Raw genomic sequence first — 16633 nt, forward strand, 5'->3', positions numbered from 1 at the left:
TATTTTCCATCGGTTCCGAGTTGTCCCGAACGGCTCGAAACGCCGCCCCGCCGCGCGTTGGAGGGCGAATTTCGGGGTAGTGCATTGCGGCAGCTAACACGTTAATCTCGGTCCCGCTGTCGTATCGGGAGTCGTATTTGAATTCGCTATCGCACCCTGCGCACCCTGCCCGCGAAGATCGCGCCGCGACCGACTGGGTCGCTCGCAGCCTGCGCGCCGTGTGGCACCCTTGCACCCAGATGAAACATCACGAGCGCCTGCCGCTCGTGGCTGTCGCGCGGGGCGTTGGCCCGTGGCTGCATGACCACGAAGGCCGTCGCTATCTGGACGCGATCAGTTCGTGGTGGGTGAACCTCTTCGGCCACGCCAATCCTGCGATCAATGCCGCGCTCAAGGCGCAGCTCGACACGCTCGAGCACGTCATGCTCGCGGGCTGCACGCACGAGCCCGCCGTGGAGCTTGCCGAGCGTCTTTCGGCGCGCACGGGCGGCGTGCTCGGCCATGCGTTCTTCGCTTCCGATGGCGCTTCGGCCGTCGAAATCGCGCTCAAGATGAGCTTTCATTCGTGGCGCAATCGCGGCGAGAGCGACAAGCGCGAATTCGTCTGTCTTGCCAACAGCTACCACGGCGAGACCATCGGCGCGCTTGGCGTGACCGATGTGAGGCTCTTCAGGGATGCTTACGATCCGCTGCTGCATCACGCGCATGTGGTCGCTTCGCCCGACGCGCGCGCCGCGCAACCCGGCGAAACGGCGGAGGATGTCGCGGCCCGCGCACTGGCCGATGTCGAGCGTCTCTTCATCGAGCGCGAAGGCCGTATCGCGGCGCTGATCGTCGAGCCGCTCGTGCAGTGCGCGGCCGGTATGGCGATGCACGATCCCTCCTATCTCAAGGGCTTGCGTGCGCTATGCGACCGTCACCGCGTGCACCTGATCGCAGATGAAATCGCCGTGGGCTGCGGGCGTACCGGCACCTTTTTCTCGTGCGAGCAGGCAGGCGTATGGCCCGATCTGCTTACGCTTTCGAAGGGCATTAGCGGCGGTTATCTGCCGCTTTCGATTGTGCTTTCGCGCGACGCCATCTACGAGTCGTTCTACGACGACGACACGACGCGCGGTTTCCTCCATTCGCATTCGTACACGGGCAATCCGCTCGCGTGCCGCGCCGCGCTCGCCACGCTCGACCTGTTCGAGCGTGACGACGTACTCGCTGCGAACGTGCGCAAATCGGCGCAACTACGCGCGCTGTTCGAGCCGTTCGCCGCGCATCCGCTTGTGCGCAACCTGCGCCAGTGCGGCACGATACTCGCGTTCGACGTAGCGCTCGAAGACCCGCAGCGCGCGGCGACATTCTCGCGACGCTTCTTCGAAAACGCGCTGCAGCGCGAACTGCTGCTGCGCCCGATCGGCACGACGGTCTATGTCATGCCGCCGTATATTCTGGACAACGAAATGCAGGCGTTCCTCGCAATGCGCACGCGCGAGACTTTCGACGCCACCGTCGCGGAGGACCTCTGAAATGGCATTGCTTGACACCCTCGAACAGGGCTTGCGCGACATCGACGCGCGCGGCCTGCGCCGCCGCCGCCGCACCGCCGACACGCCTTGCAGCGCCCACATGCAGGTGGACGGCCGCGCGACCATCGGCTTTGCCAGCAACGACTATCTTGGCCTCGCCGCGCATCCTCAACTGGTCGCAGCCATCGCCGAAGGCGCGCAGCGCTACGGCGCGGGGAGTGGCGGCTCGCATCTGCTGGGCGGCCACTCGCGCGCGCACGCACAACTCGAAGACGATCTCGCGGCATTCGCGGGCACCTTCGTCGATGCGCCGCGCGCGCTGTACTTCAGCACCGGTTACATGGCGAATCTGGCCGTGCTCACGGCGCTCGCTGGCCGCGGCACGACAATCTTCTCCGACGCGCTCAACCATGCCTCGCTGATCGACGGCGCGCGGCTCTCGCGCGCCGACATCCAGATCTATCCGCATGCCGACATGGCGGCGCTCGCGGCGATGCTCGAAGCCTCCGACGCGAGCGCGAAAGTGATCGTGAGCGACACGGTGTTCAGCATGGACGGCGACGTCGCGCCGCTCGCGCGCCTCGTCGAACTCGCGGAAAAACATGGCGCGTGGCTCGTGGTGGACGACGCGCACGGCTTCGGCGTGCTCGGCCCGCAGGGCCGCGGCGCGCTGGCGCAAGCCGCCCTGCGTTCGGAACATCTCGTGATGGTCGGCACGCTCGGTAAGGCGGCGGGCGTTTCGGGAGCGTTCATCTGCGCGCACGGCACCGTGATCGAATGGCTCGTGCAGCGCGCGCGTCCGTATATCTTCACGACGGCTTCGTCGCCGGCGGTGGCGCACGCGGTGTCCGCGAGCCTGCGTTTGATCGAACGCGAGGAGGGCGATGCGCGCCGCGCGCATTTGAAGCATTTGATCGGCCGCACGCGTTCGCTGCTCATCGATACATGCTGGCAGCCGGTCGATTCGCATACCGCCGTGCAGCCGCTCGTCATCGGCGCCAACGAGGCGACGCTCGCGCTACAAGCCACGCTCGAACGCGACGGCCTGTGGGTGCCCGCCATCCGTCCGCCCACTGTGCCCGAGGGCACGTCGCGTCTGCGCATTTCGCTTTCCGCGGCGCACTCGGATGCGGACCTCGACCGGCTGAACGCATCGCTGCAACGCGCGAGCCTCGAAGCGCGGGAGTTCGCGCAATGACGGTTTCGCTTTTCGTCACCGGCACCGATACCGAGATCGGCAAGACTTTCGTGAGCGCAGCACTGCTGCGCGGCTTCGCCCACGCGGGGCTGCGCGCCACGGCGCTCAAGCCGATCGCCGCGGGCGCTTACGAGCGCGACGGCGTCTTGCACAACGAGGACGCCGATCAGCTCGACGCCGCCGCGAGCGTGCTGCTGCCGCCCGAGATCCGCACGCCGTTCCTGCTCAAGGAGCCCGCCGCGCCTCACATCGCCGCTGCGCTCGAAGGTGTGACGCTCGACATGGCGCGCATCGTCGATTGCTACCGGGCGGCCTGTGAGCGCGCGGATGCCATCGTCGTGGAAGGCGTGGGCGGTTTTCGCGTGCCCCTCACGGCGACCGAAGACACCGCCGACCTCGCCGTCGCGCTCGGTCTGCCCGTGGTGCTCGTGGTGGGCATGCGGCTCGGCTGCATCAGCCACGCGCTGCTCACGGTCGAAGCAATTGCCGCGCGCGGATTGAAGCTCGCGGGCTGGGTCGCCAACCGTATCGACCCGGCCATGACGTTCCCCGAAGAAAACATCGACGCGCTGCGCGAGCGTCTCGCCACCCAGTACGGCGCGCCGCTCATCGGCGTTGTGCCGCATATGCGCGGCGCAGGCGCCGACGACGCAGCCGGACATCTGAACATCGACGCGTTGCTCGCGCGCTTGCGCGCCGACGCATGATGCACATTCAAGCACTGCCAGGCACAGTCACGTAAAGAAGGACCACGACACCATGACGCAAACCCACATCGACATCACTTCGCTGAAGGCGACCGCGCCGAGCGCCCAGGCCGCCGCCGAATCCGCTGCGCGCTGGAAAGTCGCCGACGTCGCCGCGCTCTACGAGCTGCCGTTCAACGACCTGATCTTCCGCGCGCAGCAGGTGCATCGCGAGCATTTCGACGCGAACGCCGTGCAGCTCTCCACGCTACTGTCGATCAAGACCGGCGGCTGCGAGGAAGACTGCGCGTACTGCCCGCAGTCGTCGCACTACGAAACCGAACTCGAAGCCGGCAAGCTGATGGCTGTTGACGCCGTGCTGGACGCCGCACGCGCGGCCAAGTCCAACGGCGCGACGCGCTTTTGCATGGGCGCGGCGTGGCGCAATCCGAAGGATCGCCACCTGGAGCCGATCAAGGACATGATCCGCGGCGTGAAGGCGATGGGTCTGGAAACCTGCGTGACGCTCGGCATGCTCGAAGATCACCAGGCGAAGGAACTGGCCGACGCGGGCCTCGACTACTACAACCACAACCTCGATACGTCGCCGGAGTACTACGGCAAGATCATCACGACGCGCACCTACGAGGACCGTCTCGAGACGCTCGAGCGCGTGCGCGACGCGGGCATCAACGTGTGCTGCGGCGGCATTGTCGGCATGGGCGAGTCGCGCCGCGAGCGCGCGGGCCTGATCGCGCAGCTCGCGAACATGGAGCCGTACCCGGAGTCGGTGCCCATCAACAATCTCGTGCAGGTCGCGGGCACGCCGCTCGAAGGCACCGAGCCGATCGATCCGTTCGAGTTCGTGCGCACGATCGCGGTGGCGCGCATCACGATGCCGACGGCCATGGTGCGTCTTTCGGCGGGCCGTGAGCAGATGGACGACGCGCTCCAGGCGCTGTGCTTCATGGCGGGCGCGAACTCGATTTTCTACGGCGACCAGCTGCTCACCACGAGCAACCCGCAGGCGCAAGCCGACCGCAAGCTGCTGCAGCGTCTGGGCATCACCGCGCAGGCCGCACAGCATTTGCCCGCTGACGACCACGGTCACGATGGTCACTCGCACGGCGGCTGCGGCCACTGCGAGTAACGCCTCGCACGTCGCCAAAAGTCAAAACGCCACGCTGCGAAGCGTGGCGTTTTTCATTGCTCGGGCAAAGCGAAATGCAGGGCCCTAAGCGTACGCCGCGCGGCGGCGCCCCGCGAGCAAGAGATAGCACAGTGCGCCGATCACGAGCGACGGCAGCGTCGCGCCGAGGTTCGGCAGCCACTGGTTGAGCGCCTGATACGCGCCGAAACCGACCACCCAGGCGACGAACGCGCTCACGTGCCAGCCGCCCGAATAGCCATACGCGCCGTTCAGGTCGGCGAGCGCCTGCGGGTCGATACGGCGGCGCCGCACGATGAAGTGATCGGCGAGCACCACGCCAAAGAGCGGCGCGAACACCGAACCGATGAAGAGCAGGAAGTTCTCATATTTCGCCATCGGCACGACGAGGCCGATCAGCGTGCACAGCGCACCGAAGGCCGCCGAGAGCCAGGGCACGCTCGCGCGCGTCCAGAACGTGCCGGTCGAGACGGCGGCCGAGTGGATATCGGCGAACGCGTTGTCGATTTCGTCGATCAGCACGAGCAGCAGCGCGAAGCCGCCGCCGGCTTGTGCGAGCGCCGTGGTGAGGAGCGCGTCGCCGCCGCCCGCGGCCAACCCGTAAATGGCGCCGAGCGCATAGAACCAGAGGTTCGCGATGCCATAGCCGAACAGCGTGCCGCGGAAGGTTTCGCCCGCTTTGCGGCCGAAACGCGTGTAGTCGGCGATGAGCGGCAGCCACGAGAGCGGCATCGCCACCACGAGGTCGATGGCGCTGCCGAACGGCATTTCGCCCGTGCCGGGGCGGCGCATCAGCGCGCCCACGTCCTGCTTGACGAGCAGGCTCCACGTGAGCCAGGCCGCGCCCGCGAGCAGCAGCCAGATGCCCCACGTGCGCAGGAAGCGCCGCACGAACGAGAGCGGGCCGCTCACGGCGAGCAGCGTGGCGAGCACGCCGAAGATCACGGTCCAGACGAGCGGCATCGAAAGGCCGAAGGCCTGTTTGGCGAGCGCGTCGGCGGAATCGCGCATCACGATGATCTCGAACGAGCCCCAGCCCACGAGCTGCACCATGTTGATGACCGCCGGAATCGCCACGCCGCGAACGCCGAGCGTCGGGCGCAGCGACGACATGGCGGCGAGGCCCGTGTCCGTGCCGATCACGCCCGCGAGCGCGAGCAGCACGACGCCGATCACGCTGCCGATGGCGATGGCCATGAGCGCGTGCGGCAGCGAGAGGCCCGGCACGAGCAGCGCGCCCGCCTGCGCGACCAGCAGCCCGATGCCGAGCGAAAACCACAGCGCAAAGGCGTCGCCGGTGCGGAACTGGCGGCGCGCGTCGGGTACGGGCACGTTCGGCGCGTAGGTGGAGCCGGCGTCGCCGGCGTGCGAATCTTGAATCATGTGGAACGCTTTCCTCTGTGTCGTGTGTTGTCTGTTTTGTCCGGTTTCGTCAGCGTGAGCGGATCGGCCCGCGCTTCGCGCCGCGGCACTCGCTGTCATAATGCACGACTGCATCCGGTGCGGCAGGCCGTTTTGTGGTGTCGGGCGCTGTGTCCCCGAATCCGTCGCTCTATAGGCAACTCACGCTCGGCCAGCCGGAAAGCCGTCATTATCGCGAAAACGTCATGTTTGAAGAAACCCGTGCCAACGTCCCCCTCGCCGAACGGCTGCGCCCGCGCGCCATCGACGAGGTCATCGGCCAGAAGCATCTGCTCGGGCCCAACAAGCCACTGCGCGTCGCGTTCGAGTCCGGCGAAGCGCATTCGATGATCCTCTGGGGGCCGCCGGGCGTGGGCAAGACCACGCTCGCGCGCCTCATGGCCGATGCCTTCCACGCCGAATTCATCGCGCTCTCCGCCGTTCTTTCGGGCGTGAAGGACATCCGCGAGGCCGTGGAGCAGGCGCAACTGCATCGCGCGCGCGGGCACCAGACGCTCGTGTTCGTCGACGAGGTCCATCGCTTCAACAAGAGCCAGCAGGATGCCTTCCTGCCGCACGTCGAATCGGGCCTCTTTGTGTTCATCGGCGCGACGACGGAAAACCCGTCGTTCGAGGTGAACAGCGCGTTGCTCTCGCGCGCGGCCGTGTACGTGCTCAAGAGCCTCGACGAAGAGGAGCAGGGCGAACTGCTCGCGCGCGCGAGCGAGGAGCTGGGCGGCCTGACTTTCACGGACGAAGCGAAAAAGGCGCTGATCGGTTCCGCCGACGGCGACGGCCGCAAGCTCCTGAACAACCTCGAAATCGTCGCGCGCGCGGCCGCTCAGCAGAAGAAGACCGAGATCGACGGCGAACTGCTCGGCAGCGCGCTCGCCGAAAACCTGCGCCGCTTCGACAAGGGCGGCGACGCGTTCTACGACCAGATCAGCGCGCTGCACAAGTCGGTGCGTGGCAGCAACCCGGACGGCGCGCTCTACTGGTTCTGCCGCATGCTCGACGGCGGCGCCGATCCGCGTTATCTCGCGCGGCGCATCGTGCGCATGGCGTGGGAGGATATCGGTCTCGCCGACCCGCGCGCCGGGCGCATCACGCTCGACGCCGCGGAGACCTATGAGCGTCTGGGCTCGCCCGAAGGCGAACTCGCGCTCGCGCAGGCCGTGATCTATCTTGCCGTCGCGCCGAAGTCGAACGCGGGCTACAACGCCTATAACGAGGCGCGGCGCTTTGTGAGCAAGGATCAGTCGCGCGCGGTGCCGATCCATCTGCGTAACGCGCCGACCAAGCTCATGAAGGAACTGGGCTACGGTCACGAGTATCGCTATGCGCACGACGAGCCCGACGCCTACGCGGCCGGCGAGACCTATTTGCCCGACGGCATGCGCGAGCCGCGCTGGTATCAGCCCACGCCGCGCGGGCTCGAAGGCAAGATCGGCGAAAAGCTCGCTCGTCTGGCCGACCTCGACGCGCAATGGCGCGACGCGCATCGGGACGAAATCCGCGACAGGAAGCGCAAAGGCTGATGCCAGTCCCGCCGGGATGCCCCGGCCGGTGCGCTAAAATCGACCCTTCACACAACGAAACTGCGTCTCACAATCCCATGCTCGACATCCAGCTGCTGCGCAAAGACCTCGATGGCGTCGCGAAGCGCCTCGCCGACCGCGGCTACACCCTCGACGTCGCGGCCTTCTCCGCGCTCGAAGCGGAACGCCGCGCCATCCAGACCCGCACCGAAGAGCTCCAGGCACGCCGCAACAGCCTGTCGAAGCAGATCGGCGCGATGAAAGGCCGCGGCGAGGACACCTCGTCGGTCATGGCCGAGGTGGGCGGCATCGGCGACGAGATGAAGGCGTCGGCCGCCAAGCTCGACGAGATCCAGTCGAAGCTCTCGGACCTGCTGCTCGGCGTGCCGAACCTGCCGCACGAGAGCGTGCCCGTTGGCAAGGACGAGGCCGGCAACGTGGAAGTGCGCCGCTGGGGCGCGGCGCGCGCGTTCGACTTCGAGGTGAAAGATCACGTCGATGTCGGCACGCCGCTCGGTCTCGATTTCGAGACGGGCGCGAAGCTCTCGGGCGCACGCTTCACGATGCTGCGTGGCCAGATCGCGCGCCTGCATCGCGCGCTGGCGCAGTTCATGATCGACACGCACACGCTGGAGCACGGCTACACGGAAACGTACACGCCGTACATCGTCAACCCGGAAATCCTGTACGGCACGGGCCAGCTGCCCAAGTTCGCCGACGACATGTTCCGCGTGGAAAAGGGTGGCGGCGAGAACACGGTCACGCAGTACCTCATTTCGACCTCGGAAATCTCGCTCACGAACACGGTGCGCGAGAGCATCGTGGAAGGCGGCGCGCTGCCGATCAAGCTCACGGCGCACTCGCCGTGCTTCCGTTCGGAAGCGGGTTCGTATGGCCGCGACACGCGCGGCATGATCCGTCAGCACCAGTTCGACAAGGTCGAAATGGTGCAGATCGTTGCACCCGAAACGTCGTACGACGCGCTCGAGCAGATGGTCGTCCACGCGGAAACTATCCTGCAGAAGCTCGGCCTGCCGTATCGCGTCATCACGCTGTGCACGGGCGATATGGGCTTCTCGGCTTCGAAGACCTATGACCTCGAAGTGTGGCTGCCGGCGCAGAACACGTATCGCGAGATTTCGAGCTGTTCGAATACGGAAGCCTTCCAGGCGCGCCGCATGCAGGCGCGCTACCGCAACGCGCAGGGCAAGCCGGAACTCGTGCATACGCTCAACGGCTCGGGCCTCGCTGTGGGCCGTACGCTCGTTGCCGTGCTGGAGAACTATCAGGAAGCGGACGGCTCGGTCACGGTGCCGGAAGCGCTGCGCCCGTATATGGGCGGCGTGGCGCGCCTCGCAGTGAGCGCCTGAGGCACTGCCTCGCGAACAGAACATATGACTTGCTTGCCCTCGAAACTTTTTTCCAGTGAGGGCTTGCAAAATTCAAAACATGTTCTATAATCTTCGCTTCTCCGGTTGCCGACCAACGCCGGAGAGGCAGTAAAAAAGCAGTGCCCCGGAGAGGTGGCAGAGTGGTCGAATGTACCTGACTCGAAATCAGGCGTACGGTTTCCCCGTACCGTGGGTTCGAATCCCACCCTCTCCGCCAAATTCAGAAAACCCCTGCATGCTTAACCGCTGCAGGGGTTTTTGCTTTTCTGCGCGCTTTGCGCGCGCAGGCGCGTTCACTTCTGCCTATGTCCGCGCATCTCCAGCGCACGCAGGTACGTCCCGGAAATCGACGACCCGCCGTGATGCACGATCTTTTCGTCGACGAGCGCCCACACCGACTTGCCTGCCGCGCGCACGCGCTGGCAGAACGACAGGTCTTCTGAGAGGTACACGCCTTTCTCGCCGACGGTGTCGAAGAACGCATAGAACTTGCCGTCCGGGAGGTAGCCGGCGTACTGCGCGGGCGGCCGGTATAGCTCCGTGTGCGCAACGATCGCCTCCAGCGCGTCGCGCCGCACGAGGAAAATGCCCGTGCCGATATGGCCCACCTCGGCCCAGCCGTCGGACACGAAACTGCTGCCCGCTTCATCCGCGAGGATTGCCGTGTTGTAGTCCACCGTTTTTTCCTGCCATTCGCGCAGCGTGAGCCCCACGTCGGCGCTCGTGATCTGCTTTTCCCGGTCGAAATAGCGGTAGGGGCAGGCAATGCCGGCCACGGGCTTGTTGCCGGCGATCAGGCGCAGAACCGCTTCGCGCGAGAAGTCCATGTCCGTATCGAGAAAGAGGAGATGGGTGAACTCGGGATGGCTCAAAAAATAATTCGCAAAGAAATTGCGCGCGCGGATGATGTGCGACGAGGCCGTATGGATGTACTCGTAGCGGATGCCGCGCTCCTTGAGCGTTTCCATGAGGCGGGCGAGTGCCATGGCGAAATCGAAATGCACCGAGTTGTCGTAAGTGGGCAGCGCGATCAGGATGTTGAGCGCCGTGTTCGGGGTGGAGGAGGGGGCGGGATTACTTGAGGTCATGATCGGACTGTCTGCTCGCGATGTAAGATATTTCTCATTCTTGACGGCGGCTTGCGCTCGAACAATCGGAGATATCTGAAAATTCCGCGCCCGGCGTCATGGGGATGACGCGGGTTGCTGCGCTAGCGATGCTGCAGCGCCGGTACAATCGCTCCTTTGAATTTGCGGCGAAGTGTTCTCAAGTACACCGCCGCGCCCACTTCGGTCCACAGATGCCTATCACCTACAAGTCTGCCGACGATCTCGCCCGCCTGCGCATTTCGGGCCGGCTCGCCGCCGACGTGCTCGCGATGATCGGCGAGCACGTGAAGCCGGGCGTCTCCACCGACGACCTCGACGCCCTCTGCAACGACTACATCGTCAACACGCTGAAGGCCGTCCCGGCCAATGTCGGCTACCTGGGCTTTCCGAAGACGATCTGCACGTCCGTCAATTCCGTGGTCTGCCACGGCATTCCGAATCGCGGCGAGGTGCTCAAGGACGGCGACATCATCAACATCGACGTGGCCGTCATCAAGGATGGCTATTTCGGGGACACGAGCCGCATGTACTGCGTCGGCACGCCGAGCACGGTGGGCCGCCAGCTGATCGACACGACCTACGAAGCGATGCTCGCGGGCATCCGCCAGGTGAAGCCGGGGGCGACGCTCGGCGACGTCGGCAACGCCATCCAGAAGCGCGCCCAGGCAGACGGTTTTTCGATCGTGCGCGAGTATTGCGGCCACGGCATCGGCAAGGTCTACCACGAGGAGCCGCAGGTGCTGCACTACGGCCAGCCGGGGCAGGGCGTGCGCCTGAGGCCTGGCATGGTCTTCACGATCGAGCCGATGGTCAACGCAGGCCGCGCAGGCACGACGGTGCAGCGCGACGGCTGGACGGTCGTCACCAAGGACCGCTCGCTCTCGGCGCAGTGGGAGCACATGGTCGCGGTTACCGACGACGGCTACGAACTCCTCACGCCCTGGCCGGACGGCACAGGCGCCTACGAGGCCCCGTGAGCACGGCTGTGCGGCCTCTGTGGCCGTCTGTCAAGGATCGCGCGCGAGGCGTGGTCTGCAGGCAATTGTCAAATAAGGATTTGACTCTCAAGCCAGTTCGGTTAAAGCTACGCGTTAGCGCTTTATTGGGGTTTACGACTGCATGAGTCCGTCACTGACCGTTCGCCGTATCGCCGCCGATCAGGGTGCCGTGCTCCGCGAGCTTCGAACAGCTTCGCTGCGCGACGCGCCTTATGCATTCGGCGACACGCTCGAAGACGCGCTATCGGCCGATGCCGCTGTTTTCGATGCCGCGGCGGCCCGGCATGCGGTTTCGCACACGGGCACGTCGTTCATTCTCTATACCGAAGGCCATCCGGCCGGCCTGATCGGCGCGAGCTTCGAAAGCGCGCCGGCGCGCCGCGCGTTCGTTTCGGCGCTGTGGGTCGCGCCTGCGGTGCGTCATCTGAGCGGCGGCGAGCTGCTTCTGAACAGCGCCATCGAATGGCTCGTGGGCGAAGGCGCCACGCAGGTCTACGCCTGGGTGACCGACGCGAACACCACAGCCATGCGTTTCTACGAGCGCCTCGGCTTTGTCGCCACCGGCGATCACGCGCGCAGCCAGCAACAGCCCGAACAGTGGGAGACGCTGCTCATGCGCGCGCTCGGCGAGCATACTAAGTCCGCTTCTTAACCATAACGCCCGGCGTTCGCGCCGCTGCGTGCGGCGGCGCTCCCGCTTCACCTCCCTGCGTACGACATACCGAACCAGATCGTTCACGCTTGCGCTTCGCGCGCTTTTTTTGCGCCATTTTTGTTTGTGCGTATCCGGCTGCGAATTTGGCCGAATACACCATTAAAAATAATGGCCGTGTGCGTCCGCGCCTGTAAAATACGCAAAATTTTTAGCCGAACGCCATGTCGCCCAGGAAATCGCCATATTTTGAACTGAAGAGCGGTGCAGTCGATACGCTTCTGTTCGTGGTCAAGACGACCGAGCTCGATGCCATGCGCGCGGAACTCACGCGGCGCTTCGAGGCGACGCCTGAATTCTTCGCAAACGACACCGTCGCGATCGACGTGCGGCGTCTCGCCGACGGCGAGCAGGTCGCGCTTGGCGACATCGCGCGTCTGCTCGAAAGCGTGCGCATGCGCCCGGTAGGCGTGGTTGCACAGCCTGAACAGCACGGCTGGGCTGCTGCGGCAGGCTTGCCGTTCCTCGAGGCGCGCGACCGCCGCAGCGTGGGCGCAAAGCCGTCCGCCGAAGAAGCGGCGAGCGACGGCGAGGCATCGAACGCATCTGCCACCGCTTCTTCCGCGGCTTCTGCCACCGCTTCTGCGACCGTTACGGCCGCACCGCAAACCACCGCTGCACAGCCGGAACTCTTCTCCACCGACGCGGACCCGGCCGCCACCGAAGCGAGCGCGGCGGCAACGGTAAGCGCCGCCGCGACACTCGACGCTGGCGCATCCGGCGCGCGCGCGGATCCCACGCTCGTGATCGATCGGCCGCTGCGCTCGGGCCAGCGCATCTACGCGAAGGGCGACGTGGTCGTGCTCGGCCTCGTTTCCAACGGCGCGGAAGTGATCGCAGAGGGCAACATCTACATTTACGCACCGTTGCGCGGACGAGCGCTCGCGGGCGTGCATGGCAACCACGACGCACGCATTTTCTGCACGAGTCTCGAGGCGGAACTGATTTCGATTGCGGGCATCTACCGTACCACCGAAGTTCCACTCGCCGACGACGTGCGGGGCAAGCCGGCTCAAATCCGGCTAGAGGAAGAAAGGCTGTTGATCGAACCGTTGAGGCTCACCTGAGTCGCAGCTCGAACGTCGTGCGCAGGCGCGCAGGGGCATGAGCGGCATGCGATGAGACCAAACTGAGAAACTGACGAACGCAAGGTAAGGGAATGGCAAAAATCATTGTGGTGACTTCGGGCAAAGGTGGTGTCGGTAAGACGACCACGAGCGCGAGTTTCGCATCGGGCCTCGCGTTGCGCGGCCACAAGACCGCGGTCATCGACTTCGACGTGGGCCTGCGCAATCTCGACCTCATCATGGGTTGCGAGCGCCGCGTCGTGTACGACCTGATCAACGTGATCCAGGGTGAGGCGAATCTCAATCAGGCGCTTATCAAGGACAAGAAGTGCGAGAACCTCTTCATCCTGCCGGCCTCGCAAACGCGCGATAAAGACGCGCTCACGAAGGAAGGCGTGGAGAAGGTGATCGAGGACCTGCGCAAGATGGACTTCGAGTACATCGTGTGCGATTCGCCCGCCGGCATCGAGTCGGGCGCGCTGCTCGCGATGCACTTCGCCGACGAAGCGCTCATCGTGACGAACCCGGAAGTGTCTTCCGTGCGCGACTCGGACCGTATTCTCGGCATGCTTTCGTCGAAGACGAAACGCGCGATCGAAGGCAAGGACCCGATCAAGGAGCACCTGCTCATCACGCGCTACAACCCCAAGCGCGTGAGCGAGGGCGAGATGCTTTCGCTGAACGACATCCAGGAAATCCTGCGCATCGAACTGATCGGTGTGGTTCCCGAATCGGAAGCGGTGCTGCACGCATCGAATCAGGGCCTGCCTGCCGTGCATCTGGACGGCACCGACGTCGCCGAGTCGTACAAGGACGTCGTGTCGCGCTTTCTCGGCGAGGACAAGTCGCTTCGCTTCACCGATTACCAGAAGCCAGGCCTCTTGCAGCGCCTCTTCGGTAGCAAGTAAGGGAGGCGAACGTCATGTCGTTTCTTACGTTTTTTCTCGGCGAGAAGAAGAAGTCCGCCTCGGTAGCGAAGGAACGCCTGCAGCTCATCATTGCTCACGAGCGCGCAGGTGGCCACGCGCCAGCCGACTATCTGCCGGCTCTGCAACGCGAACTGGTCGCGGTGATCTCGAAGTACGTGAAGATCTCCGACGACGACATTCGCGTGAGCCTCGAACGTCAGGACGATCTCGAGGTGCTCGAGGTCAAGATCGAGATTCCGCAGGCTTGAGTTTCAGCGCGCGCAGCCGCTGCGCTGCGCGCGTCGTTTGTCGTATCGCTTTGCTCTTCCTTCGCGCCTTTCTTTCTCGCGCGCTGCGCTCTGGCGCGACCGCCTGCCTTACCGAAATATTCGGTTTCACTTCACCCTGCGCCGTTACACCGCTGCTGTCAGCGCAACGCCGTGCTCGCGCATTGATCGGGTAACGCCAATCATGGCGTCCATATTCAAGGGTGATCAACATGAACAACTCTATTCGCCTCTTCATCGCCAAGGCTGCGATCGTTGCTGCTGGCACTTGCGCTGTCGCGGCGCCCGCACTAGCCGAAATCGTCGTGGTCGAGCCGAGCGCGCCGCCGCCCGCCGAACGCGTGGAAGTCATGCCGGCGCCGCGTGCGGGCTACGCATGGGACAAGGGCCACTGGCGCTGGGACCACGGCCAGTACGTCTGGGTGCGGGGCCACTGGCAGGCTGAGCGTGTCGGCTATCACTGGGTGCCGGGCCACTGGATCGCGCACGGCCCGAACTGGCGCTGGGTCGAAGGCCATTGGGCCGCCTGAGCTTCGAGCCCGAAATGAGCCCTATCCATGAGTAAAAAACTGCTTGCGGCGGCCGTGCTCGCGCTTACGCTGGCGGGCTGCATCGTCGTGCCGGCACGGCCCATGTACGTGAGGCCCGCTCCGGTCGTCATCTACTAGCCGTTGACCGTTGTTATCGATCCCTCGACGGGTCGTCCATTCCGGGCCCGACGCGCTTTGGCGCGTCGGGCCCGCGTGTTTTGTGGGGCGCACCGTCGATGCCGCACGAGGATCGAGCAAGAAAGGGACAGATATCGTTCGCATCGGATCGCCTGTTCGCAGGTTGACGCAAGGTTCGTCCGTTAGAATCTCGGAGAATCCCTTGAAGACTGGAATATCGGGCCTTGTGGTCCGCAGCACAATGAAACGAGTTTTAATTGTCAAAGTGACTTCGCTCGGCGACATCGTCGAGGCGCTTCCGGTCGTTGCCGACGTGCAGCGCGCCTTCCCAGGCGTCAAGGTCGATTGGGCCGCGGACGAGGCCTTTGCCGATATCGTGCGCTGGAACGCGGGCGTCGACCGCGTGCTCTGCGCGCCGCTGCGCCGCTTCAAGAAGGCGCGCCGATGGAGCGACTTCAAGGCGATCTGGGCGTCGATCTCGGAGCTGCGCGCCTACCGCTACGACGCGATCGTCGACATTCACGGCGTGTACAAGAGCGCGATCATCGCGTTTCTCGCGCGCGGGCGGCGTCGCTTTGGCTATCTCTCGCAGGACCTCGGCGAGCGCGGCGCGGCCTTCGCTTACAACGGCCGCTTCGGGCCGCGTCCAAAGTGCGATGCGTGGCACGGCATGCGCATCAGCGCCGGCGAGGCGCTTGGCTACACGGTCGATACACCGCCCGACTTTCAGATGCGCGTTCCGCGCGACGGTAGCGCGCTGCCCGCGCCTGACGCGCCCACGGCGCTGCTCTTTCATGCGACCTCGAAAGACGAGAAGAAGTGGCCGGTCGAGCATTGGGGCGAGCTGGGCAATGCGTTGATCGCGCGTGGCCTGCGCATCGAACTGCCGTGGGGTTCCGATAACGAGCACGCCACGGCGCGTGAAATTGCGGCGCTCATCCCTGGTGCGACGGTGCTGCCGCGTCTCACGGTTTTGCAGGTCGCACAGCGCATCGAAGATTGCGCGCTCGTGGTCGGCACCGACACGGGCTTCGTGCATCTCTCCCACGCGCTCATCAAGCCGACCGTGATGGTCTTCGTTACGACCGACGCCGAGCACAGCGGGGTGCGTGCGCCCAATCGCTCGATCTCGATCGGCGATGGTCGTCATGTGCCGCCCGTGCAGGTAGCGATCGATGCCGTCGATCGCATCTACCCCGCGCGCGACGGCGGCGCATCCACGCAGGCATCGCGCGTTCACGCCGCTTGAGTTTCGCGGTTCGGCGCGCGCTGGCTGCGGCGGTCTTTCCGCGTGCTTTCCCCGCAGTTTCCCATTACGAGCTTGTTAAAAGTGTCGCGCTTGTATTGCATGCGCGCGTGAGAGCGCGCATGCAAAAGGCTTTGGGCGCTCGTGTTGTTACACGAGCCACACCGCTGCTTACAAATTGCAACGCCTCACGCCTTCGCCGTCGTGTTCAATCATAACCATCCAGCCCGACATCGCATGGCTGGACACAGACACTGACTTGAAGGGAGAACACTGTGAAACGATTGACGCTTACCCTCATCGCCGGCGCATTGCTCGCGGCTTCGCTGGGCGGCTGCGTCGTGGTGCCGGCCGGCGGCTACTACGGCGGCGGCTACCATCACGGCTATTACTATCGCTGATCGCCGCCACGCGGCGCAGCGCCACATAGCGCCGTGCGAGCGGCACCCGCGGCACCTGCAGCACGGCGGCCTTCAGGCAAGCAGCATTTCAATCGCGACGACCGCGGCAATTGCCGCGACGTTCGCCGCAAGCGCTTCGAGCACGACCGCGCGCCAGCTCGCGGTGCGCAGGCGAAACGCCAGCAGGAGGGAGATGCCCAAGGCGAGGGCGATGATCAGAACAATGTCGGCGTTGCTCAGATGCAGGTTCATCGTCGGCTCCCCCGGGAGATCGCTCCCCGCCTGTTGATTCGAGTATAGACACGCGTCGCGCGTGCCCCAAGCGATCAAAAATCGCG

At 65.0% G+C, this 16633-nt stretch carries 17 protein-coding genes and 1 tRNA gene; 15 read left to right on the plus strand and 3 right to left on the minus strand.

Annotated elements, in window-relative coordinates:
• Positions 1-137: 137 nt before the first annotated feature.
• From bioA to bioB, 4 genes are read left to right on the plus strand one after another with little or no spacing between them, the layout of a single operon-like run.
• Positions 138-1517, plus strand: coding sequence for an adenosylmethionine--8-amino-7-oxononanoate transaminase (gene bioA / locus JMY28_RS08580; protein WP_201695473.1), 1380 nt, complete (start codon positions 138-140; stop codon positions 1515-1517).
• A 1-nt stretch (position 1518) separates the two neighbouring features.
• A complete protein-coding gene (bioF, locus tag JMY28_RS08585) occupies positions 1519-2715 on the plus strand; it encodes an 8-amino-7-oxononanoate synthase (protein WP_201695474.1) in 1197 nt (398 codons plus the stop codon).
• A complete protein-coding gene (gene bioD / locus JMY28_RS08590; protein WP_201695475.1) occupies positions 2712-3422 on the plus strand; it encodes a dethiobiotin synthase in 711 nt (236 codons plus the stop codon). The genes bioF and bioD overlap by 4 nt, the downstream gene beginning before the upstream one ends.
• 52 nt (positions 3423-3474) lie before the next feature.
• Entirely contained in the window at positions 3475-4551 is a 1077-nt protein-coding gene (bioB, locus tag JMY28_RS08595; RefSeq protein WP_201695476.1) for a biotin synthase BioB, read from the plus strand.
• Between the two features lie 84 nt (positions 4552-4635).
• Here bioB and cytX read toward each other — a convergent pair whose 3' ends face one another.
• Positions 4636-5952: a putative hydroxymethylpyrimidine transporter CytX gene (cytX, locus tag JMY28_RS08600; RefSeq protein ID WP_201695477.1), complete on the minus strand. Its 1317-nt coding sequence runs from the start codon at positions 5950-5952 to the stop codon at positions 4636-4638.
• Positions 5953-6176: 224 nt separating this feature from the next.
• Between cytX and JMY28_RS08605 the strand changes: the two genes are divergently transcribed.
• The 3 genes from JMY28_RS08605 (at position 6177) to JMY28_RS08615 (ending at position 9116) form a co-directional block, all read left to right on the plus strand.
• Positions 6177-7508: a replication-associated recombination protein A gene (locus JMY28_RS08605; RefSeq protein WP_201695478.1), complete on the plus strand. Its 1332-nt coding sequence runs from the start codon at positions 6177-6179 to the stop codon at positions 7506-7508.
• Between the two features lie 77 nt (positions 7509-7585).
• Positions 7586-8878, plus strand: a complete 1293-nt coding sequence (gene serS / locus JMY28_RS08610) for a serine--tRNA ligase (protein WP_201695479.1) — start codon at positions 7586-7588, stop codon at positions 8876-8878.
• Positions 8879-9025: 147 nt separating this feature from the next.
• A tRNA-Ser gene (locus JMY28_RS08615) sits at positions 9026-9116 on the plus strand.
• 76 nt (positions 9117-9192) lie between these two features.
• Here JMY28_RS08615 and JMY28_RS08620 read toward each other — a convergent pair.
• Positions 9193-9987: a glycosyltransferase family 2 protein gene (locus tag JMY28_RS08620; RefSeq protein ID WP_201695480.1), complete on the minus strand. Its 795-nt coding sequence runs from the start codon at positions 9985-9987 to the stop codon at positions 9193-9195.
• A 212-nt stretch (positions 9988-10199) separates the two neighbouring features.
• Here JMY28_RS08620 and map point away from each other — a divergent pair, with 212 nt between their 5' ends.
• The 8 genes from map (at position 10200) to JMY28_RS39320 (ending at position 16295) form a co-directional block, all read left to right on the plus strand.
• Positions 10200-10985 (plus strand): type I methionyl aminopeptidase, encoded by a 786-nt coding sequence (gene map / locus JMY28_RS08625; protein WP_201695481.1) that lies wholly within the window; start codon positions 10200-10202, stop codon positions 10983-10985.
• Positions 10986-11127: 142 nt separating this feature from the next.
• Positions 11128-11658 carry a GNAT family N-acetyltransferase gene (locus JMY28_RS08630; protein ID WP_201695482.1) on the plus strand — a complete coding sequence of 177 codons (531 nt, stop codon included), beginning with the start codon at positions 11128-11130 and terminating at the stop codon, positions 11656-11658.
• Between the two features lie 224 nt (positions 11659-11882).
• The gene (gene minC / locus JMY28_RS08635; RefSeq protein WP_201695483.1) at positions 11883-12785 is read left to right on the plus strand and encodes a septum site-determining protein MinC; all 903 of its coding nucleotides are present in this window, start codon (positions 11883-11885) and stop codon (positions 12783-12785) included.
• A gap of 92 nt (positions 12786-12877) precedes the next feature.
• Entirely contained in the window at positions 12878-13693 is an 816-nt protein-coding gene (minD, locus tag JMY28_RS08640; RefSeq protein ID WP_201695484.1) for a septum site-determining protein MinD, read from the plus strand.
• A 14-nt stretch (positions 13694-13707) separates the two neighbouring features.
• Positions 13708-13962, plus strand: coding sequence for a cell division topological specificity factor MinE (gene minE / locus JMY28_RS08645; protein ID WP_201695485.1), 255 nt, complete (start codon positions 13708-13710; stop codon positions 13960-13962).
• Positions 13963-14192: 230 nt separating this feature from the next.
• The gene (locus JMY28_RS08650; RefSeq protein ID WP_201695486.1) at positions 14193-14510 is read left to right on the plus strand and encodes a YXWGXW repeat-containing protein; all 318 of its coding nucleotides are present in this window, start codon (positions 14193-14195) and stop codon (positions 14508-14510) included.
• A 379-nt stretch (positions 14511-14889) separates the two neighbouring features.
• The gene (gene waaC / locus JMY28_RS08655) at positions 14890-15897 is read left to right on the plus strand and encodes a lipopolysaccharide heptosyltransferase I (protein WP_201695487.1); all 1008 of its coding nucleotides are present in this window, start codon (positions 14890-14892) and stop codon (positions 15895-15897) included.
• A gap of 272 nt (positions 15898-16169) precedes the next feature.
• A complete protein-coding gene (locus JMY28_RS39320; RefSeq protein WP_256094537.1) occupies positions 16170-16295 on the plus strand; it encodes a hypothetical protein in 126 nt (41 codons plus the stop codon).
• Positions 16296-16367: 72 nt separating this feature from the next.
• On the opposite strand, the gene JMY28_RS08660 is transcribed toward JMY28_RS39320, so the two are convergent.
• The gene (locus JMY28_RS08660) at positions 16368-16547 is read right to left on the minus strand and encodes a hypothetical protein (RefSeq protein ID WP_201695488.1); all 180 of its coding nucleotides are present in this window, start codon (positions 16545-16547) and stop codon (positions 16368-16370) included.
• Between the last annotated feature and the right edge of the window lie 86 nt (positions 16548-16633).

The organism is Paraburkholderia hiiakae (assembly GCF_904848665.1).
GTDB classification, from domain to species: Bacteria; Pseudomonadota; Gammaproteobacteria; order Burkholderiales; family Burkholderiaceae; genus Paraburkholderia; species Paraburkholderia hiiakae.

Coding starts and splice junctions, on each gene's coding strand:
- bioF (WP_201695474.1), top strand. CDS start 1,519: ATGGCATTGCTTGACACCCTCGAACAGGGCTTGCGCGACATCGACGCG.
- bioD (WP_201695475.1), top strand. CDS start 2,712: ATGACGGTTTCGCTTTTCGTCACCGGCACCGATACCGAGATCGGCAAG.
- bioB (WP_201695476.1), top strand. CDS start 3,475: ATGACGCAAACCCACATCGACATCACTTCGCTGAAGGCGACCGCGCCG.
- cytX (WP_201695477.1), bottom strand. CDS start 5,952: ATGATTCAAGATTCGCACGCCGGCGACGCCGGCTCCACCTACGCGCCG.
- JMY28_RS08605 (WP_201695478.1), top strand. CDS start 6,177: ATGTTTGAAGAAACCCGTGCCAACGTCCCCCTCGCCGAACGGCTGCGC.
- serS (WP_201695479.1), top strand. CDS start 7,586: ATGCTCGACATCCAGCTGCTGCGCAAAGACCTCGATGGCGTCGCGAAG.
- JMY28_RS08620 (WP_201695480.1), bottom strand. CDS start 9,987: ATGACCTCAAGTAATCCCGCCCCCTCCTCCACCCCGAACACGGCGCTC.
- map (WP_201695481.1), top strand. CDS start 10,200: ATGCCTATCACCTACAAGTCTGCCGACGATCTCGCCCGCCTGCGCATT.
- JMY28_RS08630 (WP_201695482.1), top strand. CDS start 11,128: ATGAGTCCGTCACTGACCGTTCGCCGTATCGCCGCCGATCAGGGTGCC.
- minC (WP_201695483.1), top strand. CDS start 11,883: ATGTCGCCCAGGAAATCGCCATATTTTGAACTGAAGAGCGGTGCAGTC.
- minD (WP_201695484.1), top strand. CDS start 12,878: ATGGCAAAAATCATTGTGGTGACTTCGGGCAAAGGTGGTGTCGGTAAG.
- minE (WP_201695485.1), top strand. CDS start 13,708: ATGTCGTTTCTTACGTTTTTTCTCGGCGAGAAGAAGAAGTCCGCCTCG.
- JMY28_RS08650 (WP_201695486.1), top strand. CDS start 14,193: ATGAACAACTCTATTCGCCTCTTCATCGCCAAGGCTGCGATCGTTGCT.
- waaC (WP_201695487.1), top strand. CDS start 14,890: ATGAAACGAGTTTTAATTGTCAAAGTGACTTCGCTCGGCGACATCGTC.
- JMY28_RS08660 (WP_201695488.1), bottom strand. CDS start 16,547: ATGAACCTGCATCTGAGCAACGCCGACATTGTTCTGATCATCGCCCTC.